Annotated in this window: 24 protein-coding genes and 1 pseudogene; 5 read left to right on the plus strand and 20 right to left on the minus strand. The window is 71.6% G+C overall.

Annotated features, from left to right (window positions below):
• Position 1 precedes the first annotated feature (1 nt).
• The 3 genes from G567_RS0122420 to G567_RS0122430 form a co-directional block, all read right to left on the minus strand.
• The gene (locus G567_RS0122420; RefSeq protein WP_028931732.1) at positions 2 to 556 is read right to left on the minus strand and encodes a hypothetical protein; all 555 of its coding nucleotides are present in this window, start codon (positions 554 to 556) and stop codon (positions 2 to 4) included.
• Between the two features lies 1 nt (position 557).
• Positions 558 to 2,231, minus strand: coding sequence for an MFS transporter (locus G567_RS30630; protein WP_051233430.1), 1,674 nt, complete (start codon positions 2,229 to 2,231; stop codon positions 558 to 560).
• Positions 2,232 to 2,324: 93 nt separating this feature from the next.
• Complete coding sequence (locus G567_RS0122430; RefSeq protein WP_028931733.1) at positions 2,325 to 2,978, minus strand: GAP family protein; 654 nt, start codon at positions 2,976 to 2,978, stop codon at positions 2,325 to 2,327.
• A 189-nt stretch (positions 2,979 to 3,167) separates the two neighbouring features.
• Here G567_RS0122430 and G567_RS30635 point away from each other — a divergent pair, with 189 nt between their 5' ends.
• Complete coding sequence (locus G567_RS30635) at positions 3,168 to 3,605, plus strand: DUF7144 family membrane protein (RefSeq protein ID WP_147201205.1); 438 nt, start codon at positions 3,168 to 3,170, stop codon at positions 3,603 to 3,605.
• 30 nt (positions 3,606 to 3,635) lie between these two features.
• On the opposite strand, the gene G567_RS30640 is transcribed toward G567_RS30635, so the two are convergent.
• Complete coding sequence (locus G567_RS30640) at positions 3,636 to 4,070, minus strand: SHOCT domain-containing protein (RefSeq protein ID WP_051233425.1); 435 nt, start codon at positions 4,068 to 4,070, stop codon at positions 3,636 to 3,638.
• Positions 4,071 to 4,301: 231 nt separating this feature from the next.
• Between G567_RS30640 and G567_RS30645 the strand changes: the two genes are divergently transcribed.
• Positions 4,302 to 5,447, plus strand: coding sequence for an AI-2E family transporter (locus G567_RS30645; protein ID WP_084796361.1), 1,146 nt, complete (start codon positions 4,302 to 4,304; stop codon positions 5,445 to 5,447).
• Positions 5,448 to 5,453: 6 nt separating this feature from the next.
• Here G567_RS30645 and G567_RS34525 read toward each other — a convergent pair whose 3' ends face one another.
• The 3 genes from G567_RS34525 to G567_RS0122460 form a co-directional block, all read right to left on the minus strand.
• Positions 5,454 to 5,639: a hypothetical protein gene (locus tag G567_RS34525; RefSeq protein WP_147201206.1), complete on the minus strand. Its 186-nt coding sequence runs from the start codon at positions 5,637 to 5,639 to the stop codon at positions 5,454 to 5,456.
• A gap of 127 nt (positions 5,640 to 5,766) precedes the next feature.
• Positions 5,767 to 6,033: an SHOCT domain-containing protein gene (locus tag G567_RS0122455; RefSeq protein WP_028931734.1), complete on the minus strand. Its 267-nt coding sequence runs from the start codon at positions 6,031 to 6,033 to the stop codon at positions 5,767 to 5,769.
• 73 nt (positions 6,034 to 6,106) lie between these two features.
• Positions 6,107 to 6,586, minus strand: coding sequence for a DUF6325 family protein (locus G567_RS0122460; protein ID WP_186814228.1), 480 nt, complete (start codon positions 6,584 to 6,586; stop codon positions 6,107 to 6,109).
• Positions 6,587 to 6,857: 271 nt separating this feature from the next.
• On the opposite strand from G567_RS0122460, the gene G567_RS30650 reads away from it, so the two are divergent.
• The gene (locus G567_RS30650) at positions 6,858 to 7,937 is read left to right on the plus strand and encodes a tellurite resistance/C4-dicarboxylate transporter family protein (protein ID WP_051233426.1); all 1,080 of its coding nucleotides are present in this window, start codon (positions 6,858 to 6,860) and stop codon (positions 7,935 to 7,937) included.
• 50 nt (positions 7,938 to 7,987) lie between these two features.
• Here the strand turns inward: G567_RS30650 and G567_RS36400 are convergent.
• The 4 genes and pseudogenes from G567_RS36400 to G567_RS0122485 all read right to left on the minus strand — a co-directional run.
• Positions 7,988 to 8,176: pseudogene (locus tag G567_RS36400) on the minus strand (cytochrome d ubiquinol oxidase subunit II); the annotation flags it as partial.
• The gene (locus G567_RS36405) at positions 8,095 to 8,289 is read right to left on the minus strand and encodes a cytochrome ubiquinol oxidase subunit I (RefSeq protein ID WP_028931736.1); all 195 of its coding nucleotides are present in this window, start codon (positions 8,287 to 8,289) and stop codon (positions 8,095 to 8,097) included. The pseudogene G567_RS36400 and the gene G567_RS36405, both read right to left, overlap by 82 nt.
• A 71-nt stretch (positions 8,290 to 8,360) precedes the next feature.
• Complete coding sequence (locus tag G567_RS30655) at positions 8,361 to 9,158, minus strand: zinc ribbon domain-containing protein (RefSeq protein WP_211224028.1); 798 nt, start codon at positions 9,156 to 9,158, stop codon at positions 8,361 to 8,363.
• A gap of 300 nt (positions 9,159 to 9,458) precedes the next feature.
• The gene (locus tag G567_RS0122485) at positions 9,459 to 11,291 is read right to left on the minus strand and encodes a glycoside hydrolase family 15 protein (RefSeq protein WP_028931737.1); all 1,833 of its coding nucleotides are present in this window, start codon (positions 11,289 to 11,291) and stop codon (positions 9,459 to 9,461) included.
• Between the two features lie 292 nt (positions 11,292 to 11,583).
• Between G567_RS0122485 and zwf the strand changes: the two genes are divergently transcribed.
• Positions 11,584 to 12,960 carry a glucose-6-phosphate dehydrogenase gene (gene zwf, locus G567_RS0122490; RefSeq protein ID WP_028931738.1) on the plus strand — a complete coding sequence of 459 codons (1,377 nt, stop codon included), beginning with the start codon at positions 11,584 to 11,586 and terminating at the stop codon, positions 12,958 to 12,960.
• A gap of 129 nt (positions 12,961 to 13,089) precedes the next feature.
• Here zwf and G567_RS0122495 read toward each other — a convergent pair whose 3' ends face one another.
• The 3 genes from G567_RS0122495 to G567_RS0122505 form a co-directional block, all read right to left on the minus strand.
• Positions 13,090 to 13,365, minus strand: a complete 276-nt coding sequence (locus tag G567_RS0122495; RefSeq protein ID WP_147201207.1) for a hypothetical protein — start codon at positions 13,363 to 13,365, stop codon at positions 13,090 to 13,092.
• Between the two features lie 130 nt (positions 13,366 to 13,495).
• Positions 13,496 to 14,929, minus strand: coding sequence for a chloride channel protein (locus tag G567_RS30660; protein ID WP_051233427.1), 1,434 nt, complete (start codon positions 14,927 to 14,929; stop codon positions 13,496 to 13,498).
• A gap of 75 nt (positions 14,930 to 15,004) precedes the next feature.
• Positions 15,005 to 15,211 (minus strand): hypothetical protein, encoded by a 207-nt coding sequence (locus G567_RS0122505; RefSeq protein WP_028931740.1) that lies wholly within the window; start codon positions 15,209 to 15,211, stop codon positions 15,005 to 15,007.
• Between the two features lie 255 nt (positions 15,212 to 15,466).
• On the opposite strand from G567_RS0122505, the gene G567_RS30665 reads away from it, so the two are divergent.
• The gene (locus G567_RS30665) at positions 15,467 to 16,084 is read left to right on the plus strand and encodes a potassium channel family protein (RefSeq protein WP_211224030.1); all 618 of its coding nucleotides are present in this window, start codon (positions 15,467 to 15,469) and stop codon (positions 16,082 to 16,084) included.
• Here the strand turns inward: G567_RS30665 and G567_RS0122515 are convergent.
• From G567_RS0122515 to G567_RS0122540, 6 genes are all read right to left on the minus strand, one after another.
• Positions 16,047 to 16,448 carry a YccF domain-containing protein gene (locus G567_RS0122515; protein WP_028931741.1) on the minus strand — a complete coding sequence of 134 codons (402 nt, stop codon included), beginning with the start codon at positions 16,446 to 16,448 and terminating at the stop codon, positions 16,047 to 16,049. The two genes, G567_RS30665 and G567_RS0122515, sit on opposite strands and share 38 nt — an antisense overlap.
• 83 nt (positions 16,449 to 16,531) lie before the next feature.
• Complete coding sequence (locus tag G567_RS0122520) at positions 16,532 to 16,861, minus strand: DUF5615 family PIN-like protein (protein ID WP_028931742.1); 330 nt, start codon at positions 16,859 to 16,861, stop codon at positions 16,532 to 16,534.
• A 3-nt stretch (positions 16,862 to 16,864) separates the two neighbouring features.
• Complete coding sequence (locus tag G567_RS0122525) at positions 16,865 to 17,290, minus strand: hypothetical protein (RefSeq protein WP_037057885.1); 426 nt, start codon at positions 17,288 to 17,290, stop codon at positions 16,865 to 16,867.
• 57 nt (positions 17,291 to 17,347) lie between these two features.
• Positions 17,348 to 19,681 carry a lysylphosphatidylglycerol synthase transmembrane domain-containing protein gene (locus tag G567_RS0122530; protein ID WP_147201208.1) on the minus strand — a complete coding sequence of 778 codons (2,334 nt, stop codon included), beginning with the start codon at positions 19,679 to 19,681 and terminating at the stop codon, positions 17,348 to 17,350.
• Positions 19,682 to 19,813: 132 nt separating this feature from the next.
• Positions 19,814 to 20,866 (minus strand): ion channel, encoded by a 1,053-nt coding sequence (locus G567_RS0122535; protein ID WP_028931745.1) that lies wholly within the window; start codon positions 20,864 to 20,866, stop codon positions 19,814 to 19,816.
• A 42-nt stretch (positions 20,867 to 20,908) separates the two neighbouring features.
• The coding region (locus G567_RS0122540; RefSeq protein ID WP_028931746.1) for a transposase at positions 20,909 to 21,375 on the minus strand (467 nt) is incomplete at its 5' end.

Here is a 21,375-nt window from a genome sequence, read left to right on the forward strand (position 1 = left end):
CTCAGGACCCGGATGGCAACTGCGTGGTCGGCAGGGAGCTGCACCCGGCCCGGGCGCTGTCCATGATCGGCTTGGCGGCCTGTTCCACCGCGCTGACCGACGCGGTGAGCGCGCCGAGCTCGGCGGACAGGCTGTCCTGGTTGCCCAGCTCGCTGACCGTGGTCTGCAGCGAACCGAGCGCCTGGTTCAGGGTGTCGACCTGTGGACCGAACTGGTCCTTGGCCGCGCTCGCCAGGTTTCTCCCGGCCGCGCCGAGGTCCTGCAGAGCCGCCTTGACGCCGTCGACACCCACCTTCGTCGCATCGAGCTGCGCAAGGTTGTTGGCTGCGGTCTGGAACTCGTCGGCCGCGGCGCAGAGCGCCCCGGACGTCGCGGTGGAGGTCGGGGCGGCCGGCGTCGCCGCAGGTGGCGGCGTGACCGGCGCCGGAGAGCCGCCGCCGGCGCAGCCCGCGACGGCCGTCACGCCGAGAACAGCCGCCGCGGCCAGCCGGGCGAGCGCACGGATGGCTCGGTGGTTGCGATCGGCGGCGTTGATGGCGTCGGTGGAACGGGGCATCTCATCTCCCGGGCCTCGATGTGGGTTTGTGCAGGTCATCGTCGGCGCCCGGGCCAGCCGGTGGCCGCAGAGCGGTGGCGTCGGCGGCACCGCCGGGTTGCTCGGCGAGCCGGGAGCCCGGCAGGTTGCGGGTGAGGAAGAGGCTCAGCAGGGCGATCGCGGCGGCCGCGAGCAGCGCCACCTTGAGCCCCTGCAGCTGCGCGTCGGCGTAGGTGGCGGTGATCGCCTCGGCCTCCGCCGGGGGGAGCTGCGCCTGCGTCAGCGCGGCCCGGACCTGATCGATCGGGACGAACGAGATGCCTCCCGCGATCGCGATGCCCACCTGCTGTTTGACGGCGTCGGAGACCTGCGCGCTGCCGGCGAGGCCGGCCTGGGCGGCGACGGTGAGGGCGCCGATGAGGATCGAGCCGATCAGGGCCGTGCCCAGCGACGACCCGAGGTTCTGCGCCGTGTACTGCAGGCCGCCGACCTCGCTGCGGTCGGCCTCCCCGACGCTGGACTGGGCGATGTTGCCCAGCTGCGCGGCCAGCAGGCCCATCCCGATCCCGAGCACCGCCATCGCCGCGGCGAACGACGCGTCGTCGATCTGCGGCTTGACCGCCGCGACCAGCCAGAGGGTCGCGACGACCAGCACGGCGAACCCCACCCGAACCACCTGCCGGGGGGTGGCGACCTTGTTGAGCAGCGGCGCGCTCATCGACGTGACGAGCATGGTGATCGAGACCGGCAGCAGCCGCAGTCCGGTCTCGAACGCGTTGAAGCCCTGCACGACCTGCAGGTACAGCGGGATCGTGAAGAACAGCCCGAGCAGGATCAGGTTCTGGGCGAGCAGCGTGGACACCGCCGCCCGCAGCGGCGGGATGTCGAGCAGCGCCCAGCGGACCAGCGGATCGCGACCCTGACGCTCCCGGTGCCGCAGCCAACTGCGCAGCAGCCCCAGGAGCACCAGTCCCGCGATGATCACGAACGGGGTCAGCGAGAACCCGAAGACGGTCACCGGCGAGTTGCGTGGACGCAGCCAGCCCCAGGTGGCGCTCTGCAGCACGCCGAGGACGACGAGCGCGAGCCCGACCACGGAGAGCGCGGCGCCGACGACGTCGAGTTCGCGGCGCGGGCCGGCGACGGGCACGTCGCGGATCCAGCGGATGGCGGCCAGGATGAGCACGACCACGACGACCTCGCCGGCGAACACGAGACGCCAGGTCAGGTACGTGGTCACCCAGCCGCCGAGCAGCGGGCCGACCGCGATCCCGGCACCCGCCAAGCCGCCGATCACACCGTAGGCCGCGGCACGCTGCCGTCCGGCGTAGTTGCCGCCGACCAGCGCGGCGAGCGCCGGCAGGACCAGGGCCCCGCCGAGCCCTTCGATGATCGACCAGCCGAGTATCAACATCCACAGTGTCGGCGCGACCGCGGTGAGAGCGGAGCCGATCCCGTAGATCACGAGCCCGGCGGCGAAGGCCCGCCGCCGGCCGATGAGGTCGCCCACCTTGCCGCCGGTGATCAGGAACGCGGCCATCACGAGCGTGTAGATGGTGATGGTGGCCTGGATCGCCGCGACGTCGGTCTGGAAGTCCTCGACCAGCTGGCTGATCGACACGTTCATGACCGACGTGTCGAGCACGACCAGGAACTGGGCCGCGCCCAGGGCGATCAGTGGCTTCCATCGGTTCATGTCGGACCTCCGCAGCCCCACGGCGGGCGGGAACGTGCGGCATCATCGCCGCGGCGACCGGGCGGGCTCATCACCTCCGTCAGGTGACAGCGGTCAGCCCACGACTCCGGTCACGACGAGGTATCCACCCAGTGCGCCGAAGAACACCGTGACGAGCACCCGTCGGTGCCGCCGGGACCAGGTCGCCGTCCGATCGAGGAGGTCCTGCGACACGTTCGGCCGGTGCACCGAGAGCACGAGTGCCACGATGGGCAGGCTGAACCAGATCGCGTTGTAGACCACCACCTGCACGATCCCGTCCGCCGTGCCCGTGGCGCTGCTCGCGATCGCGTTCAACGCGGCCAGGTAGACCAGGCCGGGGAGGTGGGTGAGCACCCCGGCCATCGCGGCGCCGGACGGTCTCAGGTCCTGCAGCCGGCGCCGCATCCACATCGCCGATCCGGACGGCTCCCCGACGCGGCGCCGGGGCAGCGCGCCGGTCCAGGTGCCGACGGCGTAGGCCAGTGCGCCCGCGCCGAGTGCGATATCGAGCACCGGCCGGGTGGCCGCCAACGGGCCCGAGGAGGTCAGTCCCTGGAGGGTGACAACGACGAGGATCCCGACGGCGAGGCTGACCGCGAGGCCGGCGAGGAGGAACCCCATCAGCAGCCGCTGCGGATGCCGCGCCCGCAGCATCGCGAAGACGGCTCCCACCGTCGTCGGGCGGATCACCGCGGTCAGGGCGAGAACCAGCGCCTCGATGCTCACAGCAGCTCAGCCGTCTCCCGGGGAACCGCGCCCCGCGCGGTGGACACGACCATCGTCCGGCCCGAGTGAGCTTCCCGCACACCTCCCGGGTGATCCGCGCAGCCTCCTCGCGGATCACCCGGAGCGGGTGACGATCCGGGGCGACGCACCGGAGGAACGTTCCCACCACAGGTCGAGAGGAGTCCGATCATGGCTGAGCAGGTTGTGGACGGCCGGGGCCCGGCCGCCGCATCCTGGGCGAGAGGGCTCGCCCGGTTCGCCGGTCTCGTGATGGCGGTGCTCGGTGTCCTGCACATCGTCGCCGGAACCAGCGCGCTGGTGCGCGGCGAGATCACCGCACCGGGGGCGCACCAGGTCTTCTCGATCGGCGTCGTCGCCTGGGGCTGGGTGCATATCGTGGTCGGGGCGCTCGTGGGGCTGGCCGGAATGGCCGTCATCAGCGGGCAGCTGTGGGGGCGCGTTGTCGGGATCGTGCTGGTGGTGGTCAGCATCGTCGTGAGCTTCCTGTCCCTGTCCCACCACCCGGGCTGGTCGATCGTGGGAATCGGGCTGGCCGTGGCCGTTGCGTGGGCGCTGTGCGTGTTCGACGAGGAGGCGTCGGCCGCCGCACCGACGATGCTGGACTGACGGCCGATCGCCCGCTCCGCCGCGCCCCGGTCAGGGCAATCCGGATGTGCTGACGCTGCCACTCGGGGCGAGCGCCTGACGTTTGAGCGCCTCGTACTCGTCGCGGGTGATGTCTCCGCTGTCGAGGAGCTGCCTGGCCTTGGCGATCTGGTCCGCGGGCTGAACGTTGCCCGCAATGGACCGGACGTCGCTCTCGAAGCGTGTGCGCACGGCCTCGGCGGCGGCCCGCCGGCGTTCGGCCATCCCGCGGCCCTGCGTGATCAGGTACAGCAGGATGCCGACGAACGGGAGCACGATCACGAGGACGGTCCACCCCGCCTTCGCCCATCCCGAGGCGTCGGAGCGACCGAACAGATCGCCGAAGATGACGATCAGGAGCCAGAACCACAGTACGAACCCGAAGAAGACGAACATCGTCCAGATCAGATTGAGCAGGGGGTAGTCGCTGCTCTGCGCCAGAATCATCGTCGATCTCCCCACGGAGTGTCGGTTAGGTGGGACGGAGCTCCCCGGATTGTCACGATGCCCCCGTGCGGGCAGCCCGGCCTCACCCGGAGCGGACGATCGCGGGCTCCCGAGGGACGGCCGAGCGGACCGGCCGCAGCCGGCGAGCCCCGTGGGCGTCGGCGGCAGGCGTGCGGGGACCGCCCCTCAAGGGTGAGGCCGCGGGGGACACCGGGGCCTACCGTCGCGACGATGACGGCTCCGGCACCTCCTCACGTCGCCCTTCCCCGCGGGCTGGTCGTCCTGCTGGGTGCGGCCGCCGGAGTGATCGTCGTCGCCGGCATGATGGCGGTGTCCTGGCTCCTCGGGCCGGTGTTCCTGGCGCTGGTCATCGTGATCGCGATCAGCCCGGTCCAGGCCTGGGCCCGTCGGCACGGCTGGCCGGGCTGGCTGTCAACGCTGCTACTGGTGATCCTCGTCTACGGCGTCATCCTGTCGCTGGTGCTGGTGATGGTGGTGTCGGTGGCCCAGCTGGCCTCGCTGCTGCCGCAGTACGCGAACCAGGCCCAGGCGATGTTCACCAGCGTGACCGAGGAGCTGCACCGGTTGGGCATCGACCCGTCGACGGCGAAGACGGCGGCGAGCTCGGCGGATCTGAACAAGCTGGCCGGGGTGCTCGGCGGTCTCCTGTCCGGGGTGACGAGCGTGCTGACCAGCGTCGTATTCCTGCTGGCGCTGCTGCTGTTCCTCTCCGCCGAGGCGAGCGGCATGCCGGCGCGGCTGGCCGCGATCGCCGCCGACCGCCAGCCCATGGCCGTGGCGCTGCGTGACTTCGCCCGGGGGACGCGCAGCTACCTGATCGTCACCACCGTCTTCGGGTTCATCGTGGCCGTCCTCGACACGGCCGCGCTCGCGATCCTCGGCGTGCCACTCGCGATCCTGTGGGGGGTGCTGGCGTTCATCACCAACTACATTCCCAACATCGGGTTCATCCTCGGCCTCATCCCGCCTGCGCTGCTGGCCCTGCTCTCCGGGGGCTGGAAGCTCATGCTCTGGGTCATCGTCGTCTACTGCGTGCTGAACCTGGTGATCCAGTCATTGATCCAGCCCCGATTCGTCGGCGACTCGGTGGGGCTCTCGGCCACGGTCACCTTCGTGGCCCTCATCTTCTGGGCCTGGGTGCTCGGCGGTCTCGGCGCGCTGCTCGCGATTCCGATGACGCTGCTGGTCAAGGCGCTGCTGGTGGACACCGACCCGCGGGCGGGCTGGGTCGATGCGCTGGTGCGCTCGCCGGACCGCGGAAAGGCGAGATCCGCGCCGCCCGGCTCGGGCGAGGCAGCCGCGCCCCCACCGCCCGGCGCGCCGCTGGCCGCCCGGGTCGATGGCAGCGACGGCTGAGGGACGTCACGACCCGGGCTGCGGTGGTCCGGCGCCGAGCTGCGCGGGTGCGGGCTCGGCGGGCCGCCGCTCGCCGCTCGACGCGGCCACCGGATCGAGGCGGGCCGCCACCACGTGGGCGACCACGGCCGCGACGATGACCAGCGGTGACGCGCCCAGTCCCAACTCTCCGGCAGGTCCCGCCAGAGCCACGTGTGCAGGCCGTGACGAGCACGAGGAAGCCGTAGGCTGCGGCGGAGATCGGGACCTCCACGAGCGCGGCCAGCGCGAACAGCTGCAGGTAGCCGCGGCGGCGCGGCAGTCGCGGGCCGGACCGGCGTCAGGTGCCGAGGATCCGCGCCTTCTGCGCCTGGAACTCCTCCTCGGTGAGGACACCCTGCTGCTTCAGCTCGCCGAGCTGCTCGAGCTGCGACAGGACGTCGCCGCCGGCTCCGCCGCCCGCCGGCTGCTCGGCAGGGGCGTGGGCCTGCTCCTGGCTCTGGCGGGCCCAGCGGCCCGCCTGTCGGCGGGAGACCCGGTTGGACACGGCGGTGGCCGTTCCGGCGATGGCGGCGGTACGCGCGATCCCGCGCAGCAGACCGGGCATGGCGATGCTCCTGTTCGATTCGTGACGTGCGGGGCTTCGGCGACTCAGGCGGGGGCGACTCAGGCGGGGCGACTCAGGCGGGGGGGCCGGCCGCGTCCAGGGAGGCGAGCAACGCCTGGACCGGAATCCGCCCGCTCGCGACCAGCTGGGCGCCGCCACGGCGCAGCTCCCGGGCCAGCGGTGCGGCCCAGAGGTTCTCGTAGACGATGACCGCCGCGCTGCACCCGGGTTCCACCACCGTGGCCGCCGCCGCGAGATCGTCGCCATCGATCAGGCCCGCGCTCGCACCCGTGAAGACCGCGAGATCCAGCTCACCGTCACCGTCGAGGTCCTCGACCGCCAGTCGGATGAGCGTTCCGTCCGGTTCCGTGCGCAGGAACTCCAGGTCGATGATGCGAATGATGCCCCGCTCGACGAGATCGAGGAGCATCGGCAGCCCTCTGCCCGTCATCCGGTTACCCGGGAACTCGATCACGAGATAGTCGATCGGGCCCAGCTCGTCGAGTTCGGTGAGTTCATCCGATGTCTCCGGGGTCCGCTCAGGAGCGCTCATTCCAGCCACCTCGCGTCGGGTCGGGACGACGCCGGCATCTCCTCGCCACCGGCGCCAGCAGGTCGAGCGTCGCTCCCCGACGGGCGGGACACCTCACCCGAGACGGGTGGTCCCGGCCCGCCCGCGGGCGGGCCGGGACCACCCGGGTCGGATGGTGTCCTCCCGCCCGGTCAGACGGTGAGATGGAGCCGGCCGCCGACCGGCCGATGGCCGAGCGCTTCGACAAGAACATGATCGACAAGGACGAGTACCCGCAGACGCAGGAGGCGAAGTGACGGGGACAGCGGACGCGGACCGTGTCGTCGCATCCGAACCCGCGCCGGGGCCGCTGGCCACGTTCTTCCCGGGCTACTTCGCGATGGTGATGGCCACCGGGATCATCGCGATCGGCTGCCGGCTCGTCGGGATCCCGGTGCTCGACGAGGTGCTGTACGCCATCGCCGCCGTCGGCTACGTCGTCATCGCCGGGTTCACCAGCGCCCGGCTCGTCCGCTTCCCGCGGCTGGTGCTCGCCGACCTGACCAACCACGCCAAGGGTTTCGCGTTCACCACCGCGGTCGCCGCCAGCGAGGTCCTCGGCGCAGCGAGCGCGATCGTGCTCGGCTGGTGGGACCTGGCGCTGGTGCTGTGGTGGATCGGCCTGGGGCTCTGGGCGGTACTGCTCTACACGACCTTGATCGCGGTCGTGCTGCGCGTCGACAAGCCCGGGCTCGGCGCAGGCATCAATGGAACCTGGTTTCTGCTCACGGTCTCCACCGAGTCGGTCGCGGTGCTCGGCGCGCTGCTGCTGCCACGGCTCGGCGGCGAGCCGCTGGCGTTCGCCTGCCTGGCGTTCTTCTGTCTCGGCATCGTGCTCTACCTGATCGTCATGACGATGGTCTTCCTGCGCTGGACGTTCGCCAGGCTCGGCCCGGACGAGGAGGATCCGCCCACCTGGATCGCCGCGGGTGCCGTCGCGATCACCGTCCTCGCCGGTTCGAACCTGCTGCTGGCCCGCACCGTCGAGCCGCGGCTCGACCGGCTGGCGCCCGCGGTCGAACTGCTCGTCGTGCTCGCGTGGGCGACGGCCACGTTCTGGTTCCCGCTGATGATCGCGATCGGGGTGTGGAGACACGTCGTCAACCGGCTCCCGCTGCGCTATCAGCCGTCGTACTGGGCGCTGGTGTTCCCGCTCGGGATGTACGCGGTCGCCACCTTCAGGATGCGGCCGGCCATCGGGCTCGACCTACTCGACTGGCTTCCCACCGTCGGGCTCGCGGGCGCCCTGATCGCCTGGACCGCGACGTTCGTGGGTCTCGTACACGGCGGCGCCCGACTGCTGCTCCGGCGCAAACCACGCCGCCGACATTGACGGCCGCGTGCGCCCGGCCCCGGCGGAGAACACGTGGTGATAGGTCCAGCCCCACGCAGGATGAGCGCGACGAGCACGACGAGGAACAGCGGGTAGAAACCGGAGAACATGGTCGCGTACCAGGCGGGGAACGCGGCGAAGGTCGCGGCGGCGACGATCAGCCAGACCCCGTTGCCGTCCCATACCGGGCCGATGGTCCGGATGACCGCCCGACAGCCGTCTTCCCCCCGCCCCACCACCCGTGCAGGGTGCCGAAGAACCGGGTCAACCGCAGGTACTCCGGTTGGCCGGTGCGGTGCCAGCGGGCCTGCAGCACGGCGGTGAGCAGCGCCAGCCCGATCGTCAGCGGCACGAAGAGGAAGTCATGAACCCCACGGCTGACGCCGGGGCTTGCAGATCGCGAGTCCTACCTGGCTGGCAGGGTCACGCCGCGTTCGGCTGCATGACGACAGCCCGGCGACCAATGTTGATCGCCGCGTTGTGGTCTGCGGGCGCAGCGTGCCCGCAGGAGACGCATCGGAAGTCGTCCCGGGTGGGACGGTTCCGCTTGTCGACGTGCCCACACACCGAGCAGGCCCTCGACACCCGGTCGCGGATGCCCTGGAGGCCCTCCGGGGCGATGCCGCGGCCGGTGTCTTTGGCCCTGCCGACCAGGGCTTTCGAGATGCAGTGGTTGACGTCGCGAGCGAACCGGGCCTCCCGACGGCGTCGTTTGCGGAGCAGACGCTTTGCGGACTTGGTGCCTGTCGCCTGCAACCGACGACGCAGCCGAAGATTTTGGCGGCGCAGTCCGCGCAGCGCTTTCCCGGAGCGGGTGGTGCCGTCCGAGTCGGTGGCGATGTTCACCACGCCGAGATCCACACCGAGCCACTCCGGGGGCTCGGTCAGGTCCCCGGGATCGGGGACGTCGATGACTACGGCCAGGTAGAACTTGCCGTCGCGGTGGATCAGGTCCGCCTGCCCGCGGACGGTCGTCCCGGGCTGGGTGCGCCAGCGCCCCTGGTTGAGCACCGGCACCTCGATGCGCCCGATCAAGGTCAGGATCGACACGCGGTCCCGTCCCTTCCAGGACAGGATGCGCTGGTCGAACGGCACCGCCCCCAGGGGCCGGAACACCGGCTGGATGGTCTTGTCCCGCTTGTAGGCCTCGCAGGCCTTCGCGATGGCGCGGACGGCCAGCTGCGCGGACAGTCCGAACTGCTCCCGCAGCTCGCCATACACCTCGGGTTGCAGCCGGATCTTGTTCGCGGTCCGCAGCGCGTAGGCGACCTCTGGACCCGGTTCGCGGCGGCGTTGCAGGCGCGCATGGTGGCCAGCAACGCCTCGGCCTGCTCTGGGGTCGGGGCGAGCTTGAGCATCTCGGTCACCAGCACGCATTGAGGATATCTGTCCATGCGGATACTGCTCCGCATTCCTCCCCCGCCTGGAGGCGGGGCTTCCTGCGGAGATATCCGGTGATAGATCGACGTGCTGGCGAACTGCAGCCGGGCGAGGTCGACGGCGGACACCCGACACTCCCGGTCAGCGCCTGTTCGCGCGGTTCAGGGCCTCGTCGAGGGTGATCGCGGCGTCGATCAGCGCGAGGTGGGTGAAGGCCTGCGGGAAGTTGCCGATCTGCTCCCCGGTCAGAGCGATCTCCTCGGAGAACAGCCCGACGTGGTTGGCGTAGGTCAACATCTTCTCGAAGACCAGCCGGGCGTCCTCGAACCGGCCCGCCCCGGCCAGCGCGTCCACATACATGAAGGTGCAGAGGGAGAAGGTGCCCTCCGAACCCTGCAACCCGTCCGGCGACGCGGCCGGGTCGTAGCGGTAGACGAGGCTGTCGGTGACCAGCTCGCCGTCCATCGCCGCCAGCGTGGAGGTCCACAGCGGGTCGTACGGGCTGACGAACCCGACCCGCGACATCCGCAGCAGCGAGGAGTCCAGCACCTCGCCGCCGTAGTGCTGCACGAACGCCCGCCGCCGCGGGTTCCAGCCCTTCTCCATGATCTGGTCGTAGATCGCGTCCCGGGCCTCGGTCCAGCGGCCCACGGCCGCGGGGCGGCCGTGCGAGGCCGCCAGCCGGATGCCGCGGTCGAAGGCCACCCAGCTCATCAGCCGGCCGTAGGTGAAGTCCTTGCGCCCACCGCGGGTCTCCCAGATGCCCTCCTCCGGCTGGTCCCAGTGCTCGGTGAGCCAGTCCAGCAGTTCGCTGACCGCCTTCCAGCCGCGGTGGCCGACCGGCAGCCCGCGCCGGTCGGCGAAGAACAGGCTGTCCATCGCCTCGCCGTAGATGTCGAGCTGCAGCTGGTCGGCGGCGCCGTTGCCGATCCGGACGGGCCGCGAGCCGCGGTAGCCCGACCAGTGCTCCAGCGACTCCTCCTTCAGATCGGAGGATCCGTCGACCCGGTACATGATGTTCAGCGGGCCGCCCTCGCCGCCGACGCGTTCGGCCACCCGGTCCCGCATCCAGCCGGCGAACTGCGCGGCCTCCTCGGTGAAGCCGAGCCGGAGCAGGGTGTAGACGGAGAACGACGCGTCGCGCACCCACGTGTAGCGATAGTCCCAGTTGCGCTCGCCGCCGACCTGCTCGGGCAGGCCCGCCGTGGGCGCGGCCACCAACCCGCCGCTCGGCGCGTAGGTCATCAGTTTGAGCGTGATCGCCGAGCGCTGCAGCGTCTCGCGCCACCGTCCGGTGTAGGTGGAGCGGGCCAGCCACGAGCGCCAGAACGCGACGGTGTCGTCGAACAGCCGCTGGAACTCGGCCACCCGGATCTCCCGCGGGGGTCCGTCGGCGGCCGACTCCAGCACCACGCCGCGGACGTCCCCGGCGGTCAGGTCGATTGACACCCGCAGGTCGCCCTCGTCGACACGAACGTGGGCCAGCCGGGCGTCGTCGGGCTCGCGCACCGGATGCAGGGTCAGCGTCACCGCGTCCGTCGAGAACACGGCGCCGTGCTCGGTCAGATGAGTCTGGTGCGCCCGGCGGCCATAGTCGAACCGCGGCGCCACGTCGATCTCGAAGCTCATCTGGCCGCGGACGCAGCGCAGCATCCGGACCAGCCGGTGGTTGTCGGTGGCCTCCCGCCCCGCGGGCGGCATGAAGTCGACCACCTCCCCCGCACCGGTCTCGGTCAGGAACCGGGTGATGAGGATGGCGGTGTCCGGGTGGTACATCTGCTTGGACTCGTACGCCCCGTGCGCGGGCCGGACCCGGAAGTGCCCGCCGCGCGCGTCGTCGAGCAGCGCGCCGAACACGCTCGGCGAGTCGAAGCGCGGACAACAGAACCAGTCGACCGAGCCGTCCGTGCTGACCAGCGCGGCCGTCTGCAGGTCCCCGATCAACCCGTGGTCGGCGATTGCGGCCTCGGTCATGGCTACCTCCTCGGGTGAGCGCGGGATGTCGACGGGGCAGACGTGTCGCCGCGCGAGGGCCGATACCCTCCCCGGCCGGACCACCGACGACATCACCCGCCGCGGACGAGTGGCGCCCCGCCGGCCATCGGCACCCGCTCGTTCCTTCCCCACCGCGCCCCTGAGCGGTTCCCGCCGCGCCCGTCGGCGACCACGTCTCCCGGCCCGGTCATCCCGTCGAGGTGAGGTGCGACCACCGCCGAGGGAAGCACCGTGGGTTATCCAACGGCCTGGAGCAGCAGGAGCGGGAACCATGGCAGCGGACCGAGTGGACGCGCTGGTGATCTTCGGTGCGACCGGTGACCTGGCGAAGCTGGAGACCTTCCCCGCGCTGGTCGGGCTGGTGGAACGGGGCGTCCTGGATGTCCCCGTGATCGGGGTGGCGAACAGCGGATGGGGGGTCGACCGGTTCCGCGAGTACGCCGCGGCGTCGTTGCGTCACAACGACATCGACCCCGGATCGGCGCCCGCTCAGAAGCTGCTCGGCCTGCTGCGCTACGTCGACGGCGACCTCGACGACGACGCCACCTACGCCGCCATGTCGACGGCGATGGGCGATGGCCCGCGCGCGCTGTTCTACCTGGAGGTACCCCCGTTCCTGTTCGGCCGCATCGCCCAGGGCATCTCGGCCGCCGAGCGGGCCGCGGAGGCCCGGGTGATGGTGGAGAAGCCCTTCGGGTCCGACCGGGACAGCGCGCGGGCGCTGGACGACACGATGCACCGGTTCTTCCCGGAGGATGCCATCTACCGGGTCGACCACTGGCTGGGCCTGGACCCGCTCAACGACGTCATCGTCGCCCGGTTCGCCAACTCGATATTCGAGCCGCTGCTGAACCGCGACCACGTCGCGAGCATCCAGATCACCATGGCCGAGGCGTTCGACGTCGCTGACCGAGGCCGGTTCTATGACCGCACCGGCGCGATCCGCGACGTCGTGCAGAACCACATGCTGCAGGTCCTGGCCAGCGTGATCGCCGATCCGCCGGACCGATCGGGCCCCGACTCGTGGTTGGATGCGAAGTCGCGGGTGATCTCCGCGCTGCGCCCGCTGACCGCCGACGACGTGGTCCGGGGCCAGTACGAGGGCTACCGGGACGTGGCGGGCGTCGATCCGCTGTCGACCGTGGAGACCTACGTCGCGGTCCGGCTCGCCGTCGACTCGTGGCGGTGGGCCGGGGTACCGATCCTCATCCGGGCCGGCAAGACCATGCCAGTGACCGCCACCGAGGTCAGCATCCGGTTCCGCCCCGTGCCCTTCGACGTGTTCGGCGTCGGCCCCATCCGGATCGCCAACGTCCTGCGGTTCCGGATCTGGCCCGACGCCGAGATCGGCCTCACCCTCGCTGGGAAGAAGCCCGGCGCGGGGCGCGAACCGCAGCTGCAGGAGCTGGTGTTCGCCCAGCACACGGGTTCGGACATGCGCCCCTACGATCGGCTCATCGGCGCGGCGCTGAACGGGCAGCGGTTGCTGTTCGCCCGGCAGGACACCGTGGAGGCCGCGTGGCGGGTCGTCGACCCGGTGCTCGGCGACGCCGTCCCGGTGCACCGCTACCCCCGGGGGAGCTGGGGCCCGAAGGAAGCCGACTCCCTGCTGCCCGACGGCGACAGCTGGCACGACCCCGCCGGCTGACCCCCCGGAGGTCACGCCGTGAGCCACACCCGGGACCGGCGGATGCTGCGGGACGCCCCGCGGCCCGCAGCATCGTCGTCCTCGCGGCGGCCATCGGCGTACCGGGGCTCGCTCCGCCGGACCCTCCCGCTATCGCGCGGCGTGCCTCGTTTCCTCGGTGTCGCGCCACGCACCGGCCCCGGCGCCGGCCGCCGCCTTGGCCTGCTCCCACTTCAGTTTCGCGAGCTGGCTGGGTGGCAGGTCCGCTCGGTGATACCAGCGCCGGCTGGCGGCGATCACCGCGGCGCCGCCGAGCGCGATACCGGCCAACCCGAGCACGCCTCCGACGGCGAGCATCAGCGCCGCCCCGAGCAGCAGTCCGGGGTTGAGGTCCTGCAGGGATGGGTCGGTCCGTCGATCCGTCATCTCACGCTCCACTGGCTCGTCCCGATCACAACTCGAGGCGGCTGGCGCACCCCTGCGGAGCGTCGCAGCGAGCCGAGGGCCCCGCATCACCCGGCGGGGATGAGCAGACCCCACCGCGGACATCGGGCCCTCACCCGCCGTGTGGCTCCTCGGCCGGAGCGGCCGGTCGCGGTGCCGACCGGTCGGCCGGAGCGGCGACCGCCGCAGGCCCGGCCGAGGTGGGTTGCGTCGTCGGGCCGGGTGCCAACCGCGCGGTCACCACGTGCGCGACCACAACGGCCACGATGACGAGCGGCATCACGGCGAGACCGTCGGAGAACAGCAACAGCGTGGCCAGCAGGACGGAGGTCATCGGCAACCTCAGCATGACCACGCACATCGCGCCGATGCCCATGGCGACACCGGGGACGAGCGGCAGCCCGGGGAGATGGGACAGCGCGATCCCGCCTGCCGCGCCGATGAACATGGCCGGGAAGACCGGGCCGCCCCGGAAGCCGCTCAGCGACACGCTGTAGGCCAAACCCTTGCAGGCCACCAGCAGCAGCAGGGCGGCCACCGAGTAGCCGGCGCTGTTCTGCAGCAACGGACCCATCTCCTCCTGCCCGGAGAACAGGACCTCCGACGAGCTCCTCCCGGTGCCGAGGCCGTAGGCGATCGCGAGTCCGGCGATGGCGAGCCCGGCCACGGGGGTGAGCAGCAGCGTCCGGCGTTCGACCCGGGCACGCAGGACGAGGGCGAGCCACCGGATGGCCGAACCGGCCACGGCGGAGAGCACCCCGACGACGACGGCCCAGGCGAACTGCGCAATATCGGGATGGCTGAACGGGGGTAGCCCGGGCAGCACCAGCGAGACCGTCCCCAGGCCGGTCAGCTCGTTCAGCCCGATGAAGATCAGCGAGCCGACGCCCGCCGCGAGGAGGCCCGGGACGAGCACCAGTCCCAGCGTGGCGCCCCCGAGACCGGAGGCCTCCATCAGCAGGAAGGCGCCGAGGATCGGTGACCCGAACAGCGCGCTGATCGCGGCGAAGCTCCCCGCCGCGGCCACCACCGCACCCACCTGGTGCGGCACGTCGCGGCGAGTGAGGCGGACGGCGCAGACAGCGAGCCCAGCGCCGAGGGCGATGAGCGGTGCCTCGGGTCCGAGCACCACCCCCAGCGCGAGGGTCGCGAGCGCCGCGACGAGGACCCCCGGCAGCTCCGCGGGTGTGGGCGCGCCGCCCGTGCTGAAGCCGTCGACGGGCGAGTGGCCGCCCCCGCCGGGAAGGTGGCGGATCGCGGCACCGACCAGCACGCCGGCGAGCACGAGTACCGGCAGCGGCCACCAGACCGGCGCGGCGGGAAGGCCCACCGCCCGTGGCAGGTCCATGAAGACCCACCGTTGGAGCGTGCCGACCAGCTGCAGGAAGTAGTACGCGGCCGCCGAGATCGGAACGCCGATGACCGCGGCGAGGAGCAGCAGGCGCAGGTACTCCGGGGACCGGAGAAGTGCCGCGGCATCACGCGATGCCGCCGGCCCTTCCGGCGGCCCACCACCTGCCGGAGCCGCCGCCGCGGTCTCAGTCATCGACGTCCTCCTCAGCCTCCTCGGCACTGCCGGCACGGGCTCACCTCCGGCGGGCCACCTTGGGTCGCGCTCCGCTCAGCCGGGGACGGGATGCACGGACACCACCGTGATTCCCAGCGTCTGGAGCTGCACGATGATCCCGTGCAGGTGCGACTCGTCGAGCACGTCACCGTCGATGATCGTCTGTGGCGGTACCTCGGTGATCCGCATACCGACGAACGCGGACCGGGCCGCCTCGGACAGCCTGCCGTCCACCCGGAACTCGTATCGCCTCGTCGCCATCGGGTCTCATCTCTGTCGCACGCCCGTGGACCGGCGCCGCCGCATCGGCCCTCCGGACACCGTGCGCGCCGGGACCGGAACGGGCATCGCCCGGCCCGGGTGAGCGGCGCCTGCCCGGCCGCCACCGCGCCGGCCCGCGGGCCCCGGCCTGCGGCGGACCACCCCGCGCGGGTGACGACCGCGGCGTTGCCGGGGTGTTCGGTCACCGCATCGGCGCTGCCGATGGTCGGCAGCGCACGCGGGAGGACCGGCCCCATGGCCCCGACTGAGGACGAGCCGAGCACGGCGGCGGGTGGGCATGGGCGGTCGGCCCGTGGCCGCAGGCGGGTGGTGACGATGTCGCTGCTGCGGTCCGGCCTGTTCGTCGCGGTGCTGGTGACGCTGTACTACCTGGCTCCGCTGGACCGGCCGCTCGACCTCGGCACCTGGATCGGGTTCGTCCTCGGGCTGCTCGTCTTCGGCGCGACGATCGCCTGGCAGGTGCGGGCCATCCTCGGCTCGAACGTGCCCCGGCTGCGCGCGATCCAGGCCTTCGCCGTCGGCCTGACGCTCCTGCTGCTGCTGTTCGCCTCGACCTACATCGTGATCGCGCACAGCGCGTCGGACAGTTTCAGCGAGCCGCTCAGCCGGACCGACGCGCTGTACTTCACGGTCACCGTCTTCGCCACCGTCGGGTTCGGCGACATCGTCCCGCGCACCGAGGTCGCCCGGATCGTCACGATGATTCAGATGATCATGGGGCTCGTCGCGCTCGGGTTGGTCGCGAAGGTCCTGCTGGGCGCGGCCCAGGAGGCAGTGCAACGGCGGGGCGCCGGCCCGGCAGCGGAGCCGGGGTTCACCGGTTCACCGGAAAACCCTGGTTCTGCCCGATAGGCACGATGACCCGCCCGAGCGGGACGAGCGAGACCGGGATGAGCTTGATGTTGGCCACCGCCAGCGGAATGCCGATGATCGTCACGGCCATCGCGATGGCCGTCGTGAGATGCGCGAGCGCGAGCCACCACCCGGCGAAGATGATCCAGATGACGTTGCCGATCACCGACGGCGCGCCGGCGTCGGGCCGCTTGACCAGCCTGCGCCCGAAGGGCCACAACGCAAAGTCCGCCATCCGGAACGACGCGATGCCGAACGGGATCGTGATGATCAGCAGGCAGCAGATGATCCCCGCGAGCACGTAGCCGAGGGCCATCCAGATCCCGCAGAGCACCAGCCAGATGACGTTGAGAACGGTGCGCATCGCTACGGCCCTCCGCTGTCGGGTTCGGCTCCATCCTCCACCATGACGCGCTGTCTCGGCTCACCCCGAGCGGACGACCAGCGTCATCCTGAGGTCTTCGGCCAGTGCAGGCCGACATACGGCTGGGAGTTCGCGCTCGCCCACCCGTCGAGCAGATCGGCCAGATGGGGGCCCATACCCTGCGCCGGAAGGCGGGACTTCAGCACGCAGACGACCACCAGGTCGCGTTCGGCCGCGAAGTCCTTGACGTTCTCGGTGACGAGCACCCGCCCCTCTCGTGCGGCCACCGCGGCGACATCCTGATCCGGACACGCCTCCACCCCACGATCCCGCACGTGGACCGCGTCGTGGCCGAGTTCACCGAGCCGGACACAGGCCACCGGCGGGAACATCTCGTCGATCAGGAACCGCATCCCTCAGGACGCCATGAGGTCGGCACGTCGCTCCGCGATCTCGCGGGCTCGCCGCGCCGCCGCGTCATTCTCCGCGATCTGCTCGTCGATGTCCGCCCGGTGGCCGGCGGCGAAGTCGATCGCCGTCCGGATATGGCGCGGATGCAGTCCGAACTGTTCGGCGAGCACCGCGACACGTTCCTCGTCACCGCCGCTGGTGTAGCGCAGGGCCGAGATCACCTCCCAGATGTCCGGCCCCACCGCGAGGGCGGCCCGCCGGCCCGTCGGACCGTCCCGGTACACGATCCCGGGGTGGTCGAGCATGTCCAGGCCCTCCGACACCAGACGCTCCAGCAGCGCACGCTCGGTGCTTCCCTCGGCCGCGGCACGCTGCTCCAGCCGGGCCTTCACCACGGTGTCGAGTCGGTAGGACGTCGCACGCGAGACCATGAATGCCTCCCGAGATCGGATACGACACTCTACCGCAGCTGTAGTGCGAGGTGACTCTCAGACGATGCCGTGGTGCTGCAGGTACCGGAAGACCGCGATACCCGGCAGCACCGGCAGCCAGTAGGTCAGCAGCCGCATCGTGAGCACCGTTGCCACCGCCGCGGGCGGCGCGACGCCCAGCCCGGTCAGGCCGGCGATCGTCAGTGCCTCGGTGGCGCCGAGGCCGCCGGGGACGGGTGCGATGTGCCCGAGGGTATGGCCGATCACGAACACCGCGACCACGGCCGGCACGGGGACATGCTGATCGAACGCGACCAGGGTGGCCGACAGCCCGAGCCCGGAGATCACCAGATACGCGGTGGCCCCGCCGAACAATTCGACCGCCCGCCGCGGCTGCCGAACCGTGCCCAGCAGCTCACGGGTCACCCGCAGGCCGGGGCGGACCACCCGGCGGCGGCCGAACGGCGACCAGAGCACCGCGGCGGCGGCGACCAGCACGCCGGCCGCGGCCGCCAGCACCGGCCACCCCACCGGGATGCGCAGGTTGGGCGACAGTCCCGAGGCCCCGACCACGAACACCCCGATCAGGCACATGAGCCCACCGACGGCGCCCGTGCCCGCCATGTTCAGCATCGTCACTCCGACCGCCCGCGATCGGCGGATGCCGAGCCGTTCCATGAACGCGATGTTGATCCCGAAGAATCCGACGCCGCCCGGCGTGGTGCGCCCGGTGAAGGCCGCGGCGACCTGCACCGCGGTGGTCCGCCAGAACGGCAGCGGCGCCGGGCTCGACCCGATGATCGACACGGCCGCAGGCACGATGGCGATCAGCCCGGTGGCCGTCGCGACCGCCAGCCAGCCCCAGTCGGCCGTGACGAGCGACCCGATCACCGAACCCATGCTCGACAGCTGCGGCAGCAGCGTGTAGACGGCCGCGCCGAGCAGGAGCAGCCCCACCACGGTGGTTGGGCGAACCGGGGAACGAAAGGTCGGGATCGGCCGGTCGATCCGCTCGGCAAGCGTCTCTCGCAGGTCGGTCAGCACATAGCGCTCCTGGTTGAGCTGCGTGCGGATCCGCCGAGGCAGGGCGAGTGGCTGCAGATACGGCAGCGCCGGCTCCAGCTGATCGGGCGAAAGCACCCGGCACGCGCTCTGGACCGCGCGCTCGACCCCGACCAGCGAGGTGATCGAGACCAGCGCCTCGGCGAGGTCCTGGGCGGTCCGGGCCGCCGAGGCGCCGATCATGCCGAAGGTGAAGTTGAGCAGCCACGGGTTGCCCTCGGTGTCGACCAGCACGTTCCGTGCACGCAGGTCGTGATGGGCGATCCTGGCCTCGGCCAGCTTCGCGATCTGCGACCAGAGGGCGTCCAGCAGCGGATCGTCGATCTCCGCGCGGGGCAGTTCGGTGAGCCTGCGGCCCTCGATCTGGCGGCGGACCAGCAGCGGCGCGCCGTGCCGGGTCTGGCAGGTCAGCACGAGGGGCGGGGTGTTGAGCCCGGCGCGTTGCGCGAACAGGGCGACGAGCGCCTCGTGATCGGTCTCGTGGCACGTCGTCGACAGCGGCGGCTCGTCCTCGACCTCCAGCGACGCCAGCAACCGGCGCAGCCGGTACCACGGTCCCGCGCGGCGATTCAGCCGCCGCACCACCGCCACCCGCAGCCGGTCGCCGGACGTCGTGGTCACGACGAACTCGAGCCGTCCCACCAGGCGCTCCCGCAGGGCGACCACCTCCGCCGGCGCCAGCCCGGCCCGTTCCAGCGCCCGCCGTACCGCCACCTCGGACGTCCGGCGACCCGGAGCGCCCCACACCAGATGGAAGAGCGCGCCGATGCCCCAACCGAGGAACACCGCGGCGAACGCGTTCAGGGGCAGGCTGTGGCCGAGGTAGATCTCCGCGGCGGCGACCAGCACCACGATCGCCCACGCCGGACCGCGATAGCGCGCCTTGCCCAGGTACGGGGCGGCGAGCGCCGCCATGGCCGCGGCGACGGCGACATGCGGCGCCAGAAAGGCGAAGCCCTCGGAACCGGGCAACCGGACCCCGGCCGCACCGATCAGCCCCGCAGGCACCGGACGTGGCGGGACAAGGCCGTTGAGCACGAGGACCAGAACCCAGGCGAGGACCCCGGCCCCCGCGCACTGCAGGCCGAGCCGGATCTGCTTGAGATACAGCGCCACCGCCGCGACCGCCGCGATGCCGGCCCAGCCACCCGCCCAGGTCAGCACCCGCCACACGATCGTCGACGCCGCCGGGACCTGCGCGAACTGCTGGAAGATCGCCTGCTCGACGGGGTTGACCACCGGGACCCGTGCCGCCAGCCAGCACAGCACGACCACGCAGGCGGCGACGACCAGGATGATCAGGTCGCGCGGATGACGTCCGATCGACATCGCCGACTGCCGCCGCGGCATCACGGATGTCAGTCCTGTCGCCACTGTTCCGGTCCCGGACTCGTGTCTCCTGGGCTGTTCAGTCTGCCCGATGTCGACGGGTCCGGCTCGGTGCGGGCGCCCGGCCTGCGATCAGCTCACGGGCCGTCCCGCCGGACGGGACGCGGCGATCCGGTCTGCGGCGATCCGTTCGGCGGCGACGTAGTACAGGACGGAGCCCGCCGGAACCGGTACCTCCCACCTCGGGCTCACCAGCAACCGGTCCCGGGTGCGGACCGCGAGCAGGGTCGCGGCGAACTCCCGGCCGAAGTGGGTCTGGCACTCGCCGAACGGACGGTCCGCCAGATGCGCCGGCAGCAGCGTCGAGTAGGTGTTGCCCGTGCCCGTGCCGCCCAGCAGCTCCGCGTACACCTGCGTGATGCCCGGGTCCAGCGCCTCCTCGGTGACCATCTTCGGCATGTGCCACTGCACGCACTGGACCGCCGGGTTGACGTAGCGCAGGTGTTCGCAGCGGTTCAGGTCGCGCAGCGTGGCGACCATGTGCACGTCCGGGTTCACGTGGTCGACGGCGACGGCCATGGTCAGCGTCTCGTTGTCGTCACGGCCGTCGATGACGGCGGTTGTGGCCCGGGCCACGCCGGCGCGGGTGAGTACGTCGACGGAGGTGAGGTCCCCGCGCACGAACCGGACCCGCTCGTGCTCCGGCATCGGGTTCTCGGCGACGTCGTCCCACGCCCCGAGCACGACGTCCCGGTCGCCCTCCAGGCAGAGCTCCGTCACGATCCCCTCGGTCCGCCCTGGCGTGTAGCCGAGCAGGACGGTGTGCCCGCTCAGGTCGACCTCGACGGCTCCCCGCATGCGTCTCCCCTTCACCATCTGGATCTGCGACGCCAGCGCCGTGAACAGGACCGTCAGCGCGACGATCCCGCCGACGATCACGTAGGCCCCGACGAGGTGACCACCGAACGTCTCGGGGAAGAAGTCCCCGTACCCGACCGTGGCCGCGGTGACGAGGAACCACCACCAGTAGTTGGCCGGGTGCGTGATCTCGTTCGTCGCGGGCTCGACGAGCGCCATCGCGAGCCAGCTCGTCGCGAACACGAACGCGGCGATGGCGAGCGAGAGCCGCCAACCCCGCAGGCGGGCGCCGACCAGGCGCGCGAACCTGACCAGGAAGAACGGCACGCCGGACAGGCTAGTCCGGCGTGCGGACGCTCCTATGGTGTGTCAAGCCGCGCGGGTGGCTGAGGTGGGCGGGTTCTCGAGCTGGCGGTAGAGCTGGCGGGCGATGTAGCGCTTGAGGCAGCGTTTGATCTCCCTGTCGGTCTTGCCCTCGGCTCGCCGGCCCTCGGCGTAGGTGCGGGTGTCGGGGTCGTAGCGCAGCCGGGACAGGGCGATGGTGTGCAGGGCCCGGTTGAGTTGCCGGTTGCCGCAGCGGTTGAGTCGGAAGCGCACGGTCTTGCCCGAGCTGGCGGGGATCGGGGCGGCCCCGGCGAGCATGGCGAACGCGGCATCGTTGCGGCAGCGGCCGGGGTGCGACCACGCGGTGAGCACGACCGCGGCGACAATCGGACCGACTCCGGTCAGGTCGAGCAGGTCCGGCCGCCAGGAGCGCACGAGCGCCCGGATCGCCCGCTCGTGGTCGGTCGCCTCGGTCTCCAGGGCGCGGATGCGGCCGGCCAGGGCGCGCAGCG

The sequence above is a fragment of the Pseudonocardia asaccharolytica DSM 44247 = NBRC 16224 genome (assembly GCF_000423625.1).
GTDB classification, from domain to species: Bacteria; Actinomycetota; Actinomycetes; order Mycobacteriales; family Pseudonocardiaceae; genus Pseudonocardia; species Pseudonocardia asaccharolytica.